Origin of the sequence: Chitinibacter bivalviorum (assembly GCF_013403565.1) — a bacterium.
Taxonomy (GTDB): Bacteria; Pseudomonadota; Gammaproteobacteria; order Burkholderiales; family Chitinibacteraceae; genus Chitinibacter; species Chitinibacter bivalviorum.
In genome coordinates, this window is sequence record NZ_CP058627.1 from 99,031 (window position 1) to 114,517 (window position 15,487).

The window sequence follows — 15,487 nt, forward strand, 5'->3', positions numbered from 1 at the left end:
GGAAATAAAATGAACTCTTCTTATCCATATCATTTCACGCGTCGTTACGTTGGCAAACTCGAAGCCGTTATTTTTGATTGGGCAGGTACGGTGCTCGACTTTGGTTCGTTTGCCCCGACACAAGTGTTGGTCGAGGCATTTGCCCAGATCGGTATTCACTTAACGCTCGATGAAGCGCGCGGGCCGATGGGCTTAGCCAAGTGGGATCACATCAAAGCCGTTGGCCAAATGCCCAGCGTAGCGGCGCGCTGGCAAGCCCAGTTTGGCGCGGCGATGAATGACGCCGATGTGGATCGGATCTACGCGCTGTTTATGCCAATGCAAATCGAGCACGTTGGGCGCTTTTCGCTGCCGATACGCGGCGCAATCGAGACGATTACCCAACTTCGCCAGCGTGGGCTGAAAATCGGTAGCTGCACCGGCTATCCTCGCGCGGTGATGAATACACTACAGCCGATTGCGGCCGATTACGGTTTTGTACCCGATCATATTGTGGCGGCTGATGATTTGAAAGCGGGGGCTCGCCCGGGGCCGTGGATGGCCTTGGCCAATGTCATCGAGCTGGGTATTGGCCACGTCGCCGCATGCGTCAAGGTCGACGACACGATACCCGGCATTAGCGAGGGTCTGAACGCCGGCATGTGGACGGTGGGTTTGGCGATCAGCGGCAATGAAGTAGGCCTGACGCAAGACGAATGGGACGCGCTCGATATTGAGCAGCAAGAGCAAAAGCGCGATCAAGCCAGCCGCAAATTAGCACAAGCGGGCGCGCATTATGTCATCGACTCGATTGCTGATTTGCTGCCGGTGCTCAATGAGATCGAGCTGCGCATGGCGGCAGGTGAGCAACCATGAACAGCGCAGTCGATGCCGAGCAAAGTGAATTTCGCCCATGGTGGTTTGCCGAGGCTTTAAAAGGCGAAGCAGCGAGCCATCGGCCACCGCTGACAGGCAATGTCGATGCCGATGTCTGCATTGTCGGCGGCGGCTATACCGGCTTGTGGACGGCGATCCAGCTCAAAATGAGTGAGCCGCAGCTCAAAATTGTGCTGCTGGAAAAAGACCTATGCGGTAGTGGGGCATCGGGTCGCAACGGCGGTTGCGTGTTGACCTTGGCGCCCAAATATCTGACGTTAAAGCGCCTGTTTGGTGAGGCCGAGGCGGCGCGCATTGTGCGTGGCTCGGAAGAAGCGGTGTACGCCATACGTGATTTTTGTGAGCAATATGGCATTGACGCGCAATTGCGGCTCGACGGCGCCATTTACACCGCGACCAATCGCGCGCAGCAAGGTTGTATGCAAGCCGTGCTCGACGCCTTGGAGCAGCAGAAAATCAATAGCTGGAGCCCAATGGCTGCGCCCAATGTGCAGCAACAAACTGGCTCGGCCAAGCACATCGAAGGACATTTTTCGCCCGTAGCGGGGAGCGTACAACCGGCCTTGCTGGTGCGGGGCTTGGCGCGCGTGGCCGAGTCGATGGGCGTGGTGATTTACGAGCATACGGCCATGCAATCACTCGACTACGGCACGATCGCCAAGGTCAACACTTCGCAAGGCCAGGTACGGGCTGGCAAAGTGGTGTTGGCGCTCAATGCGTGGATGGCGAGTCAATTTCGCCAGTTTGAGCGATCCATCGCGATTGTGTCGTCTGATATGGTCATTACCGAGCCATGCCCTGAGCTGATCACGCAACTTGGCCTAGCTCACGGCGCATCGGTGTGCGACTCGCGCATTTTTGTGCACTACTATCGCAGCACACCCGATGGCCGCTTGATGCTGGGCAAGGGCGGCAATACCTTTGCTTTTGGCGGGAAAATGCTCGCCGAATTCGATCAGCCTAGCCGCTATCGGGCGGCTTTGCGCGATAGTCTGCAGCAGTTTTTCCCGTCGCTCGCCAAGGTCAAAATCGCCGACTCATGGAATGGTGCGTCCGATCGCTCGGTCACAGGGTTGCCTTTCTTTGGCCGCCTCGATCAGCAAGAAAATATCTTTTATGGCTTTGGCTATTCGGGCAATGGCGTGAGCACCTGCTATCTGGGTGGGCAAATTTTAGCCAGTATGGTGCGGGGTGAGCAGGGCGGTTGGGGGCAATGTGCATTAGTGAGTGGGCCGCTGGGTTATTTTCCGCCTGAGCCGATTCGCTGGCTGGGCAGCCTGCTGGTGCGTAATGCCATACGCCGCAAAGAAAACGCCGAAGACCATGATAAAGCGCCGTTCTGGATTGATCGATTTTTGGCACGCTTTGCCGCTGCGGCTGGGAAATCAGATAAATAAGGTGAATTAATTGTTAAATCGTGAATTGGGTAATTGCTAATTATTTTTCATCAAACAGTCATTGAAAAGTAGCTGAATATTCATTGAGTATATTTATGCTATTGAATTCTGTTTAATTTTAAATTGATGCCTTATGTTAAAGCCCATTCTGATTTCAATTGCTGTTGCGTCTACATTAACCGCATGTGGTGGCGGCAGTATACCAAGCTCCACCACACTAGTTCAAACCGCGGCTAAACCCTTTCTGACCTTAAATGGCCAGCAGCCTTTGGTGGTCGCGCATCGCGGCGCTTCGGGTTATATCCCTGAGGAAACGTATGAAGCGTATGTACGGGCAATTGAATTGGGCGCTGATGCGATTGAGCCGGATTTAATTTCCACCAAAGACGGTGTTTTAATTGCGCGCCATGACCCGAATCTGGCGTATAGCACGGATGTGGATAAGCATCCTGAATTCGCTAATCGCAAAAGAACGCAAGTGGTCGATGGTGAATCACAAACTGGCTGGTTTGCCAGCGATTTTACATTGGCCGAAATTAAAACCTTGGGCGGTATTTCTACGGATGCCGAGCGTCCGCAGCAATTTAATGGCCAATATAAAATTGTTACATTCCAAGAAATTATTGATTTGGCCAAGGCCAAATCAACGTCAACGCGCGTGATTGCGGTGTATCCGGAAACTAAAAACCCAACGTATCACCGCGCAATTGGCTTGCCTTTGGAAGATAAACTGATCGACATGATTAAAGCCGCTGGCTGGAATAGCAAAACCGCGCCGATTTACGTGCAAAGTTTTGAGCCCAGCAGCTTGAAATACCTGAAAAGCAAAGGGCTCAATACCAAGTTAATTCAGCTGATCGATGCTGATGATGTCGACATGAAAACGGGCAAACTGACTTTTGCTGCACCGTATGACAAGCCTTACGATTGGGCCGTCGCCGGGGATAAACGCCTGTTCAGCGATATGGTTACACCAGCGGGCTTGGCTGAAATCAAAACCTACGCCGATGGCATTGGCCCGTGGAAACCGTACATTATGTCGGTGAAGGGTACGTTTGGCGCCGATGGTAAGCAGCTTGATGTGAATGGCGATGGCAAAATCAATTATGCCGACGCGACGAGCCTGCCACCAACGACGCTGATTGCCGATGCGCACAAAGCCGGTTTGATGGTGCATGCCTACACTTTCCGCAACGAATCACGCCGCATTCCGGCTGATTTCAAAAATGATCCGAAAGCTGAATACAAAGCCTTCTATCGTTTAGGCTTGGACGGTGTGTTCTCTGACTTTGCCGACACGGCAATTGCCGCGCGCACCGAATACGTGCAAGAGCTGCAAGCGAAGTGATTGTCTAGTCGCGCAAAAAACCGCCAGCATTGCTGGCGGTTTTTATTTGAATTCTTGCATGGGTATATCAATGAAGTCTTTGCTGTCCAAGCTGTTTATCAATATACGTCAAGGCAACGTGACAATAATGAAAATTAAAGCCGGTAAAAAAACCAGCACCAGCATCGCTAGATAAGCGGATTTTCGGGCATTCAAACTGCGCAACAGCAAAGCAAACGACAGTGCAGCAAACCCTAAGCTGGCCAGCGCAATCCAGGTGGATGGCGAGCCTGTCACCCACGAGACCGCACCGCTTTTTCCTTTGAGCGCAATGCCATTTTCCAATAGCGTCAGCCACGCCATGACCAGAAAAAAGACGCCCATAATGGCAGTGATTAATCGTTCTGCGCTGCGATCTGCTTGGGGAGCTGCTTTGGGCGATTTTCCAGACATGACTTATTTTGCCGCATGCAAAGGCTCAGGCTGCCAATTGGGTGCTTGGCTAAGCCAGATGCAATTGCGGCCATGGTCTTTGGCCTGATACAGCGCGGCGTCGGCTAATTGTAGTAATTGCTGGCCGGTGTGCTGATTGGAATAAGCCAGCCCCATGCTGGCGGTGACGGGGCGATTGTTGAGGATTTCCGCCCAAGTGTAATGCGCAATCGCGGCGTGAATGCGGTTGACGATGCGAATGGCAGTGGGTAAATCGATGTCGATGATAATGCCAACGAATTCCTCGCCGCCGTAGCGCGCGATAAATTCATCGGCTTTGCGGCAACAGGCCGACAAGATTTTGCCCAAGGTCGCGATTACCGCGTCGCCGGTGGTGTGGCCATAGTTGTCGTTAATCGATTTGAAATGGTCAATATCGACAATGAATAGCGCGATGTTTTTTTGCGCGGGCAAGTCGGCGAGTTTGAGCTCCAGCGCGCGGCGGTTTTGCATACCGCTGAGTGCATCTTGATACGCAATACCGCTTAGGCGGCGCATTTCTTCGTCTTGCGCATCCAGCGTATTGGCCAGCGCCATATTCATCGCATTGAGCCACGCCAGCCCCATTTTTTCATTGATTCGGCGCAGTAGCCGTTTGGGCGCGTCGAGCTTGGGATTGTATTGATCGGCGACGATTTCTTCGGTGTAACGATTGGCGGCGCTGAGATGCTCAAACGCGGCTGCGAGTTGTAGCTGGCGTTTGTGGTAGCGATAAGCGAGCAGGTGGATGCGTTCACATAATGGTACATCGTGCACCACAATCGCGGTATCGAGCGCCTTATTCACTGCTTGTGTAAATGCGTCACTCGCCTGCATCTGATCATGCGCCTCGGCGATGGCGTACTGAATTTGCGCTAATGCCCAATGAAAATGGATCTGCTCGGCCAAGCGCTCGGCAGCGATTAATTCATGCAAGGCTTCGCTGGGGGCTTGGATTTTCAATAAGCACATGCCGCGATACAGCATGGCTTCGGCATGCCATTGTGGGTCGCCGTATTTCAAAATCGTGTTGTGCCCCGCACCGAGCACGGCTAAAGCTTCATCAAATTGCGCCAAAGCGATGCAGTCTTTGGCTAGGCACAAATAACTTTGCGCTTTGCCACGACCTTCTTTCACGAGCAAAGCCAATTCCAGCGCCTGCAGATGGTATTTTTTCGCCCCTTCATAATCATCAGTGCGCCAAAATGATTTGCCAATGCCATTAAGGCCATTGATGGCGTATTCATAGTTTTGCAGGCTGGTCGCGCGGATAAATAGGCGTGACCAAATTTGCAGTAATTCCTGTTGGGGCGATAGCACTAGCGCGACATTGCCGTATTCTTCTAGCGTGGCCATTTCCAGCACAGGCTGATTTTGGATGTGCTGCAAAAGCGCGGCATAACGCGGTAGGGTTTGCCGAAATTGCCCCTGACGATCGAGGATTTTTAGCTCCAGCAGCGTCAGCTCATTTTTGCGAGCGGGATCGGTTTCGCGCTGCAATTGCTGTTTCACTTCAAACAAAACAGCATCGGGCTCGGCATCGAGGCGCTGGTAGAGTTCATCCAGCATATTGCACCTGTGAGAGTTGTTGGCGCAGTAGCAAATTTTCCAAGGTCAAATCGAGCAAGCGCTGCCGACTCGGCGTCATCACTGCGGCACGTTGATGCAAATGCTGTAATTCTTCGCCGCGCTTGATGCGATATTGTTCGAGTTGTTTTAAGGCCTCGTCCATTTGCGCGCGCTGATATTCGAGCTCGGCATGCAGTTGGTACAGCTCGGCAGGGCAATACGAGCCTTGCTGCTCGTTCAGATCGGTCATTTGTTTGAGCAGCGAGCAGGCTTGCTCAAGTTGGCCATCTTCGGCGTACAAGCCGGCCAGCAGTTTGGCGATCACCGACGCACCCCAGTAATAGCCGAGCGCAAAGCATTGTGTGCTTAAATTTTGTAGCGCCGCCAAACCTGCGGCACGTTGCCCAGCTTGCAACAGCAGCCGCGCTTCATTCACTTGCAAATCAATGCGCCAAGCGGGATCGATCTGATCGTCAATTAAGCCATTGATCTGCTGGCAGACTTTGCGCGCTTGCTCGTAGTGCTCGCATGTCATCAGTAAATGCAGCCAATGCAAACCGGCTTTGACGACCTGAAACGCATCGCCAATCATCAAGGCGCGGCTAAACGCCAGTTGATACACTTGCCCAGCTTGCTCATATTGCTGGCCCAACAGGTAAATCTCACCCACGCCGAGGCACGCATCGATTAATTGCAGATTCATCGCCTGCTGCATCGCCAAGTCGAGCACCTGCATCCAATGATTCAGAGCGAGGCTGAAATTGCCTTTTTCACGTGCCACCAAGGCTTGTAGCTGAAATAAATACACCCTTAATGCAATTTGCTCCGTCTCGTTCAGACGCGGGTCATCCATGTGTTTGGCCGCACGTCGTGTTCGATTGAGCGCCGCCGAAAATCGATGTTCGGCGTAATCACAACGGGCAATATAAAACTCGATCAACAGCTGATGATAAAAGTCGCCCGCCGCAATCGATAGCGCACTGGCCTGCTTGAGCAGCGGCAAAGCCTCATCCGTACGCCACAGGCGCATCTGGTCGAGCGCTTGATCAATCAGTGATTTGATCTGCTGTTTCATGGGCGGATAGACACACGATGGGATGAATTTGTTTATAGCCAGTCGGGGCTGGATGCGCCAATGGCGGGAGACGTGTGGAGAGGCTGGACGATGGCGGCGGGGGTAACGTGCGCGGCGGTATTGTGGTTTGCTTGCTTGAATATAATTATGGGTATATCAATAGGATTCAATTAAATCATGATCTATAGTTATATACCCAAGGTTGGTTGCTCGGGCTGAATTAGTTTTCTGGCTCAATCAATAGCTGCACCGCGTTGGCGGCAAAGCGCGTGATGCCATATTCGATCACTTCACCTTTTTCATCCTGATACACGCTCTCGACATACAGCACGGGCTGGCTTTTGGGTTGGGCAAGCTGAACCGCCACTTCGGGGCGGGGCATACGGGCGGTGATGCGGGATAGTTTGCGCGAGATATTTTGTATCCCTACGGCGCGCAGCGCTTCGCTCATCACGCCATTTTGGATGAGGCGTTCGGTAAATCCGGCAAAGCGCGGCAGTGGCAAGTATTCGGTGCAAACGCCAACGATTTGCTCCTCGACGTAATCGAGCGCGTCGATTTTTAGCACTTCACTCCCGGCAGGAATTTCGAGCATGTTGCAAATGTCGTCATTCGCCACGATGATTTCGTGCTGCAATATTTTGCTCTGCCCGCTAAGGCTTTGCGCCGCCAGACTGTGCGAAAAGCGTTCTTTGCGACCCATGCGATACGCGATTAAGTCTTCTTGCACAAACGTGCCGCGTCCTTGCTCGATCCGCACCAGCCCTTGCGCTTCAAGCTCTTGCAGCGCGCGGCGTACCGTATGGCGATTAACGGTAAAGCGCTCGGCCAGCAGCGGCTCAATCGGCAATTGGCCAGTCAGGCTTTTCTGATTGATCTCTACGGCAAGCGTAGCGGCGATTTGCTGCCATTTGGCGGGGTTTTTGGCGGACATCGAATATCAGAGCGCGATTCAAAAGCGTGATTATAGTGCGATTCGATGACATCTAGATGAGTGAGTTCGAGTTCGCTGTCAATTTTATTCAGGATGATTTGGGATATCCCGCATTGCTAATTTGAAAATTAATCAAAAAATCATCTAGATGTTACCCGATTGACATACATCTAGATGAGTATGCCTGTTTTCTAAAAGGGGGGAGAAAATGGGTATCGATCGTCGTCAGTTTATGAAATACGCTACGGCCAGCGGGGCTTTGGCGGCTTTGCCGTTGAGCGTGCAACGCGCGATTGCCGCCAGCGTCGGCAGTGGCAGCTTGGCATCGGTGGCGCATGTGGTGATTTTGAGTCAGGAAAACCGCGCCTTTGATCACTATCTGGGCTCGCTCAATGGCGTGCGCGGCTATAACGACCCGCATCCTTTGCGTTTGCCTGATGGCAGCTCGGTGTTTGCGCAAAAAAACGCCAGCAATCAAGCGATCTGGCCGTTTCGCCTGAATAGCAAAACGACCAATGGCCAGTGTATGGTCGATGTGACGCATGACTGGACGAGTGGCCGCAATGCTTTTAACGGCGGGCAGATGGACAAATGGATCCCGAATAAGGGCAATTACGCGATGGGTTATTACACGCGTGAAGACATTCCATTCCATTACGCGCTGTCGGATGCATTTACCACCTGCGATCATTTTTTCTGTTCAAGTAATACCAGCACCAATCCCAACCGTTTATTCCTGATGTCGGGTAGCAATGGGCAAGGGCTGTGGGCGAGTGGCGCACAAATGGATAATAGCGAAGCGATCCCATTTACCTGGACAACCTACGCTGAACGTCTGCAAACGGCGGGCATCAGCTGGAAAATGTATCAGGAGCAGGATAACTACGACGACAATGCCTTGGCGTGGTTTAGCAAATTTAAATCCGCCGCTACCACCTCGCCGCTATATCAAAATGGCATGGTCAAGCGCACGCGCGATGCGTTTGCTAAAGATGTCGCCGCCGATAGTTTGCCTGCAGTGAGCTGGATTATCGCGCCCGCTGCGCTATCGGAGCACCCCGCGCACGAGCCCAATGCTGGTGCGAATTACGCCAAGATTTTCCTCGATGCGTTGGCGAGCAATCCGGCGGTGTGGGCCAAGACGGTGTTTATTTATACCTACGACGAAAACGGCGGTATTTTCGATCATGTCGTACCGCCAACAGCGCCCGTCGGGACGGTCAATGAATGGAAAAGTGGCTATCCGCTGGGCTTGGGGCATCGGATGCCTACATGGCTGATTTCGCCGTGGAGCATTGGCGGTTATGTGTATAGCCAAGCGTGTGATTTAACGTCGGTGATTCGTTTCCTGGAAAAATTTACTGGCGTACAAGAGCCCAATATCAGTGCGTGGCGCCGTAGCGTGTGCGGCGACTTGATGGATGGTTTTGACTTCACCGCCAGCGGCTATGGCTACCCAACGACGATTCCCGACACGACAACGTTGGCGAGCGATGCGGCGTTTGCCTGCGCTAATTTGCCTGCCGCCGTTCCCAATGGCGAGGCAAGTGCGCCGGCGGTTGAATCAGGCGGTTCACGCCCATTGCGCCCCGTGGCCGTGCAGCCTAGCGTTGATGCTGTGGTTGACCCGGCGACCAAGAAAATTACTTTGCAATTGGCCAATATGGGCGCTCAAGCTGCGGCGTTTAATATTCATGGCTACAACACGCTGACTTTTAGCCCGATTTTTGTCACCGTACCCGCCAATGGCACGCAATCGCAAGTGATCGATGCCACCGCCGCGAGCAATGGGCGCTTTGATCTGGCGATCCATGGGCCGAATAGTTTTTATCGTCGCTTTGCGGGCAGCATTTTGGCGAATGCGTGGCAAAACGGCGCCTATCCTCAAGTGAGCGTGACGCCAAATTTGGCGGGTGGATCAATCAGCATCACGATCCAGAATCGTGCCGCCGTCGCGCTATCGATCAACATCGACGACTACCTGCGCGGCCAGCGCACACCGGTTTCCATCGCCGCCAATGCCAGCGCGACATTCACGCTGGCTACGGTCAATAACTGGTACGACGTGATGCTGTTGATTGTTGGCGATACTGGCAATACTTTTGTGTATGAATATTGCGGCCATATCGAAGGTGGCATTAGTCAGACTTTCCCCGGTCGCATCCCGATGCCGGGCACGACACCCGTCCCAACGGCTTCGCCAGCGCCTACTGCAACTCCTGTGCCAGTAGCGGGCTTTACCACGGCCTTGCTAACTGGCTTGACGCATTACTACCGTACCGATTCGACCGTCGTCGATGAAGTGGGCGCCGCTAACCTGAATACGGTAGGTGCGGTGGGGTATGTGGCCGCAGGCAAATTTGCATCAGCTTTACAGCTCGATGCCACGCAGGGTATAGCTGCCTTTATGCCGTTCGAGATGAGCAGTGCGCCATTTACCTTGGGTTTCTGGGTCAAAATGCCAAGCAATATGGGCGCCAATATGACCAGCATCGTCGCCAATAAAGACTGGGCAACGGGTAAAAACGCCGGGATTTCCATCGGGCATTCGGGTGATGGCCGCTTTAAATTTAATATTGGCGATGGCACCAATCGCGCCGATGGCTATTTGGCGATGGTGACGGGCGCGTGGGTGTATGTGGCGATTGCCGTTGATCCGGCAGCCAAAACCATGCGCTGCTACGCCAGCAATGCCAGCGGTACTGTGGCCGAGTCTGTGCTGTCATTTAGCAATGTCACCGGCAATATTGTGCCAAGTTACAAACGCTGGGCGCTGAACGAAGACGCGCGTGGCGACTATTACAAACGTTATCCGAAAGAAAAATTCGTGCTGGCGTTTGACGATATTGCCGTATGGAATCGCGCCCTGCCTGCCGCCGAAATTCGCGCCATTGCAGCGGCGAGTCAGCCATTACAAACCTTGCGCATTAGCCCGACCGCCACGCCTGCTGCTGCGCCGGCAGCAATGGCGGTGAATCAATGTGCCACGGCATGGCAGTCTGCCACGACGTATGCCGCAGGAAGCATCGTCAGCGATGCGGGGCGCAATTATCAAGCCAAATGGATCAGCCAAGGCGAGCGACCCAGCAGCAATTCAGGCTCGGCCTTGCCTTGGCAGGATTTGGGGGCTTGCCAGTAAATATTTTCGCAAAAGCAAAAGCCTGTCCTGGTGACAGGCTTTTTTGCTTTTATTGTTTAATTTATGGATGGCCTTGTATTTCGACTGCGCGCGGCCTGTAAATTAAATGTCTGATCAATGAGTGATTTGAGGTAGCTTGTTGGCCTGAAACGTTCATCATTCAACAAGCAGAAGGAGGGGGTATGAGGCTACTGAGCTTGATCGCCATAATGCTGATCAGCCAAACCGTGCAAGCAAAAAGCTGTGGCAATTTGCCGGCTTTGGCTGCGCCGAGCGCAGCGGGCATCTGCGCTGGGGTCGTGGCCGAAAAGCTACAAATGCCGCGTGGGATTGCCTTTTTGCCGGATGGTCGCGTGCTGGTGAGTGAAATGGTGCGCTGGGATGCGGCAGTGGGGCGAGTTTCGCTGTTTACGCCCAGTGAGCAGGGCTGGCAAAAAAGCATCGTCGCCCAGAAGCTCGATCGTCCGCATAGCATGGCCGTGTTAGCAAATGGGCGGCTATTGGTGGGCGAGGTTGGCCAGATTACCTTGCTGGATTTGGCTAACCCAGAACAACGACAAATCGTTGCCAAATTACCGAAGCGCGAGCGTCATCCACTGACGACATTTACGCTCAGTGGCGACAAGCTGTATGTGAATGTGGGTAGTAGCTCGAATAATTGCGAAGAAGCCGCTGGCCAGCAATGTGCCGAGGCAGAAGGCAGCGATCCTGCGGGGAGCGTACGGCAATTTCGGGTGAAAAGTGATGGGCAGCTGGAAAATCTCGGCATATTTGCGCGGGGGCTGCGCAATAGCATGGCCATTGCCGTACATCCGAACTCGGGGCTGGTGCTGCAGGCAGAAAACAGCCGCGATGGCATTCATATTCCACTGCATTTAGCCAATGATAATGAGCTGCCGCACGATGAAATCAATGTGCTGCAACAAGGTGCAAATTACGGCTGGCCGTATTGCTATGACAATGCGCGCGCCGCGCCCGAATTTCCTAAATATGACTGCAAGACAACAATCAGACCGCAACTTTTGTTACCCGCCCACGTGGCGCCATTGGGGATGACTTGGTGGCTAGGCGACTCAGTGCCAGCAGCATTGCGCGGTAAGTTAGTCGTCGGTTTTCATGGCTATCGCCAGCATGGGCAGCGGATTGTGCTGTATGCAACGGATGCGCGTGGCATGCCGACAGGAAAGCCAAAAATACTACTTGGCCCTTGGCGAGGCGAGCATGGCTTAGCGGGGCCGGTGGAGATTCGGCAGGCAAGTGATGGCGCTGTGTGGTTTGTTGATGATCGAAATGGCCAATTGATTCGTATTGGGGCAGATCAATAATCCAGCCCCAGTGCGCAATGCGAGTTTTCTCATTCGCCAGAGTTCACTTATACTTAGCCCTAATTAATGCAAATGGAGCCGGACATGGCCAAGGGAAATTTATTCGTGGTGACTGCGCCATCGGGTGCAGGTAAAACCACGCTGGTTGCAGCATTGCTGGCGGCTGATGCCAATGTGCAGCTGTCGATTTCCTACACCACGCGCGCACCGCGTGCCGGTGAAGTCGATGGCAAGGATTATCACTTTGTTGAACGTGAGCAATTCGAGCGCATGATTAGCGCCGGTGAATTACTCGAGCACGCCGAGGTGTATGGTAATTACTACGGTACCTCGCAAGTGTGGATTAACGAAGCGATCAATACCGGTCGCGATATTTTGCTGGAAATCGACTGGCAAGGTGCGCAGCAAGTGCGCCGTTTATTCCCAGAGGCGATTGGCTTGTTTGTATTGCCCCCATCACTGGAAACATTGGAAAGCCGCTTGCGTAATCGCGGCAAAGACAGCGATGAAGTCATCAACAAGCGCATGGCAGTGGCGCGGGAAGAATGCAGCCATGTGGATGAGTTTGATTTTGTGATTGTGAACGAGCATATCGACGATGCCGTTCGCGATATTGTGTCGGTGGTGCGTGCTCAGCGTTTGACCTTGGTGCGCCAGTCGGCACGCCATACGGCCTTGATTTCAAGCCTGAAGGGCTAAGGCTGCTGGACAAAGTGGAATACGAAGGTATTCAAGTCTCGGCAAAGCCGAGCCTGATTATGCAAGTATTTGAATTCGCAGCCTTGATGTTTTATACCCACCCTTTCCGTCCCCTCCCTGAGGGGACACCTCGCTTTGCGAGCGTGCTTGAGGACTGGAAGGCCAAACTCGGCGCAAGCTGGTATAATCGACGGTTTCGCCTGATGGTTTATGCATTTTGCCAAACGGCGCGACAGTATTGAAGTATTTCGGAGAGTAAATTATGGCCCGTATCACGGTTGAAGATTGTCTGGATCGTATTCCAAACCGTTTTGATCTGACTTTGGCAGCCGCTTATCGCGCGCGCCAGCTCGAAAACGGTTCATCACCACAAGTTGAAAACAATGGCCGCGATAAGCCAACTGTTTTGGCTTTGCGTGAAATGGCTGCAGGTTTAGTTGGCGTTGAAATTCTGACGCGTAACCGCGGCTAAGCATGACGACAAGCTCGGTACTCACTGTTGAAGATGTGCCTGCGCTGCAGGATGCACCCGAAGTGATTGAGGAAGCGAACCGCTTCCTCTCCGAGCACACGGCTTATCTCAAGCCTGAAGACCGCCAGATGTTAAGGGCGGCTTTTTTATTTGCTGAAAACGCTCATCGCGGCCAAATGCGCCGCTCGGGCGAGCCGTATATCTCGCATCCGCTGGCCGTTGCAACGATTCTGACGCAATGGAAGCTCGATGCGCAGGCGCTGGCTGGAGCGCTGCTCCACGATGTGATGGAAGACTCCGGCGTCACCAAGCTCGAATTGACCGAAAAATACGGCAAGCCGGTGGCCGAGTTGGTCGATGGCATGAGCAAGATCGACAAGCTCGAATTCCAAAGCAAAGAAGAAGCGCAGGCGGAAAACTTCCGCAAAATGCTGCTGGCGATGGCGCGCGATTTACGCGTGATGCTGATTAAATTGGCCGATCGCCTGCACAATATGCGCACGATGGATTCGATGCGTGCCGACAAGCAAAAACGCATTGCGCGCGAAACGATGGAAATCTACGCGCCGATTGCGAACCGGATTGGTTTGAACGCGGTGTATCAAGAGCTCGATGATCTGGCGTTCAAATACCTGCATCCGCGCCGCCATCATGTGCTATCCAAAGCACTAAAAGCGGCACGCGGTAATCGCCGTGAAGTGGTGCAAAAAATCCTCGACTCGATCAATGCTAAATTGGTCGCACACAATATCGAGGCGCAAGTTTCGGGTCGGGAAAAAAATCTGTTTTCGATTTATCGCAAGATGGTCGAAAAGCACCTGAGTTTTTCTGAGGTGCTCGATATTTATGCTTTCCGCGTCATTGTGAAAGACAATGCGCATTGCTATTTAACTTTGGGTGCGCTGCATTCATTGTTTAAGCCGATTCCCGGCAAATTCAAAGATTACATCGCCATAGCCAAAAGCAATGGTTATCAAAGTCTGCACACAACTTTATTTGGCCCCTACGGCACGCCGATTGAAGTGCAAATTCGCACGCAAGATATGCATCGCATTGCTGATGCCGGCGTAGCCAGCCACTGGATGTATAAAAGTGGCGACGAAGGCTTTTCGGATGTGCAGCAAAAAACGCATCAATGGCTGCAATCCTTGCTTGAATTGCAGGCCGAATCTGGCGATGTGGTCGAGTTTCTGGAGCATATCAAAGTCGATCTGTTCCCCGATCAGGTCTATGTGTTTACGCCCAAAGGCAAGATTCTTTCTTTACCTAATGGCGCGACCTGCGTCGATTTTGCCTATGCGGTGCATACCGATATTGGCAATCGCTGCATAGCGGCCAAGGTCAATCATGAGCTGGTGCCGCTGCGCACCAAGCTGAAAAATGGCGATCATATTGAAGTGGTCATGGCCGCACATGCGCGCCCGAACCCAAGCTGGCTGGCGTTTGTCACTACGGGCAAGGCGCGATCGCAAATTCGCCATTTCCTCAAAACCATGCGCTTTGACGAATCGGTGCATTTGGGCGAGCGGCTCTTGAATCAGGCCTTCTCGGCGCTGCATCAGCCTTTGCATGTCAACGACGACATCTGGGAAAAATACCTGCGCGAAAGCGGCGAGAAATCGCGCGATGCGGTGCTCGCTGATGTTGGTCTAGGGCAGAAGTTGGGCGTCGTGGTGGCCAAGCGTCTGCTGCAATTGGCTGGTACGTGGTCGGATGAAGCGCGGCAAGGCAAAAAGCCGATGTCGGTGTCGATTCGCGGCACAGAAGGCATGGCAATTCAGTTTGCTCGCTGCTGTAACCCGATACCTGGGGACCCTATCCTTGGCTTTGTGAAGAAAGATCAAGGCTTAGTGGTGCATACCCATGATTGCCCGCAAGTTTCCAAAGGCCGTATCGACGCTGATAAGCTTATCGATGTGGATTGGGATCCAGAGGTTGCGCGGCTATTTGATGTGCCAGTGAAAATTCTGGCTGAAAACGAGCGCGGTACTTTGGCTGCGCTGGCTGCGGCGGTGGCCGATGCCGAGGCCAATATTGCGGCTGTGAGCATGGGCGATGCGGTGGAATCACACGAGCGCTATCTGAGCGTGCAATTTACCTTGCAAGTGCATAACCGCATTCATCTGGCCAAAGTACTTAAGCGCCTGCGTGCGCTGCCTAGCGTTTACCGACTGCAGCGCGTCCGTTCCTAGTGGGGTATAGG

The 15,487-nt window shown here is 53.1% G+C and carries 12 protein-coding genes; 8 read left to right on the forward strand and 4 right to left on the reverse strand.

The features are described 5' to 3' along the window. Positions 1-9 precede the first annotated feature (9 nt). The 3 genes from phnX (at position 10) to HQ393_RS00475 (ending at position 3,621) form a co-directional block, all read left to right on the forward strand. Positions 10-855, forward strand: a complete 846-nt coding sequence (gene phnX, locus HQ393_RS00465; RefSeq protein ID WP_179356921.1) for a phosphonoacetaldehyde hydrolase — start codon at positions 10-12, stop codon at positions 853-855. Further along, positions 852-2,273 carry an FAD-dependent oxidoreductase gene (locus tag HQ393_RS00470; protein ID WP_179356922.1) on the forward strand — a complete coding sequence of 474 codons (1,422 nt, stop codon included), beginning with the start codon at positions 852-854 and terminating at the stop codon, positions 2,271-2,273. The genes phnX and HQ393_RS00470 overlap by 4 nt, the downstream gene beginning before the upstream one ends. A 133-nt stretch (positions 2,274-2,406) precedes the next feature. Continuing rightward, the gene (locus tag HQ393_RS00475; protein WP_179356923.1) at positions 2,407-3,621 is read left to right on the forward strand and encodes a glycerophosphodiester phosphodiesterase; all 1,215 of its coding nucleotides are present in this window, start codon (positions 2,407-2,409) and stop codon (positions 3,619-3,621) included. A 108-nt stretch (positions 3,622-3,729) separates the two neighbouring features. Here HQ393_RS00475 and HQ393_RS00480 read toward each other — a convergent pair whose 3' ends face one another. The 4 genes from HQ393_RS00480 to phnF form a co-directional block, all read right to left on the reverse strand. Continuing rightward, positions 3,730-4,053: a hypothetical protein gene (locus tag HQ393_RS00480; protein WP_179356924.1), complete on the reverse strand. Its 324-nt coding sequence runs from the start codon at positions 4,051-4,053 to the stop codon at positions 3,730-3,732. Between the two features lie 3 nt (positions 4,054-4,056). Further along, positions 4,057-5,640, reverse strand: a complete 1,584-nt coding sequence (locus HQ393_RS00485; protein ID WP_179356925.1) for a GGDEF domain-containing protein — start codon at positions 5,638-5,640, stop codon at positions 4,057-4,059. Then, complete coding sequence (locus HQ393_RS00490) at positions 5,630-6,715, reverse strand: hypothetical protein (protein WP_179356926.1); 1,086 nt, start codon at positions 6,713-6,715, stop codon at positions 5,630-5,632. Before HQ393_RS00490 ends, HQ393_RS00485 begins: the two co-directional genes overlap by 11 nt. A 220-nt stretch (positions 6,716-6,935) precedes the next feature. Continuing rightward, entirely contained in the window at positions 6,936-7,649 is a 714-nt protein-coding gene (gene phnF, locus HQ393_RS00495) for a phosphonate metabolism transcriptional regulator PhnF (RefSeq protein WP_179356927.1), read from the reverse strand. Positions 7,650-7,857: 208 nt separating this feature from the next. Between phnF and HQ393_RS00500 the strand changes: the two genes are divergently transcribed. From HQ393_RS00500 to HQ393_RS00520, 5 genes are all read left to right on the forward strand, one after another. After that, a complete protein-coding gene (locus HQ393_RS00500) occupies positions 7,858-10,788 on the forward strand; it encodes a phosphocholine-specific phospholipase C (protein ID WP_179356928.1) in 2,931 nt (976 codons plus the stop codon). Between the two features lie 182 nt (positions 10,789-10,970). Beyond that, positions 10,971-12,113 carry a PQQ-dependent sugar dehydrogenase gene (locus tag HQ393_RS00505; RefSeq protein WP_179356929.1) on the forward strand — a complete coding sequence of 381 codons (1,143 nt, stop codon included), beginning with the start codon at positions 10,971-10,973 and terminating at the stop codon, positions 12,111-12,113. Positions 12,114-12,197: 84 nt separating this feature from the next. Continuing rightward, entirely contained in the window at positions 12,198-12,812 is a 615-nt protein-coding gene (gene gmk, locus HQ393_RS00510; RefSeq protein WP_179356930.1) for a guanylate kinase, read from the forward strand. A 262-nt stretch (positions 12,813-13,074) separates the two neighbouring features. Continuing rightward, positions 13,075-13,284: a DNA-directed RNA polymerase subunit omega gene (gene rpoZ, locus HQ393_RS00515; protein ID WP_179356931.1), complete on the forward strand. Its 210-nt coding sequence runs from the start codon at positions 13,075-13,077 to the stop codon at positions 13,282-13,284. A 2-nt stretch (positions 13,285-13,286) separates the two neighbouring features. Then, complete coding sequence (locus tag HQ393_RS00520) at positions 13,287-15,476, forward strand: RelA/SpoT family protein (protein WP_179356932.1); 2,190 nt, start codon at positions 13,287-13,289, stop codon at positions 15,474-15,476. Positions 15,477-15,487: the final 11 nt, after the last annotated feature.

Coding starts and splice junctions, on each gene's coding strand:
- phnF (WP_179356927.1), bottom strand. CDS start 7,649: ATGTCCGCCAAAAACCCCGCCAAATGGCAGCAAATCGCCGCTACGCTT.
- HQ393_RS00475 (WP_179356923.1), top strand. CDS start 2,407: ATGTTAAAGCCCATTCTGATTTCAATTGCTGTTGCGTCTACATTAACC.
- HQ393_RS00480 (WP_179356924.1), bottom strand. CDS start 4,053: ATGTCTGGAAAATCGCCCAAAGCAGCTCCCCAAGCAGATCGCAGCGCA.
- HQ393_RS00470 (WP_179356922.1), top strand. CDS start 852: ATGAACAGCGCAGTCGATGCCGAGCAAAGTGAATTTCGCCCATGGTGG.
- HQ393_RS00505 (WP_179356929.1), top strand. CDS start 10,971: ATGAGGCTACTGAGCTTGATCGCCATAATGCTGATCAGCCAAACCGTG.
- HQ393_RS00500 (WP_179356928.1), top strand. CDS start 7,858: ATGGGTATCGATCGTCGTCAGTTTATGAAATACGCTACGGCCAGCGGG.
- HQ393_RS00490 (WP_179356926.1), bottom strand. CDS start 6,715: ATGAAACAGCAGATCAAATCACTGATTGATCAAGCGCTCGACCAGATG.
- phnX (WP_179356921.1), top strand. CDS start 10: ATGAACTCTTCTTATCCATATCATTTCACGCGTCGTTACGTTGGCAAA.
- rpoZ (WP_179356931.1), top strand. CDS start 13,075: ATGGCCCGTATCACGGTTGAAGATTGTCTGGATCGTATTCCAAACCGT.
- HQ393_RS00520 (WP_179356932.1), top strand. CDS start 13,287: ATGACGACAAGCTCGGTACTCACTGTTGAAGATGTGCCTGCGCTGCAG.
- HQ393_RS00485 (WP_179356925.1), bottom strand. CDS start 5,640: ATGCTGGATGAACTCTACCAGCGCCTCGATGCCGAGCCCGATGCTGTT.
- gmk (WP_179356930.1), top strand. CDS start 12,198: ATGGCCAAGGGAAATTTATTCGTGGTGACTGCGCCATCGGGTGCAGGT.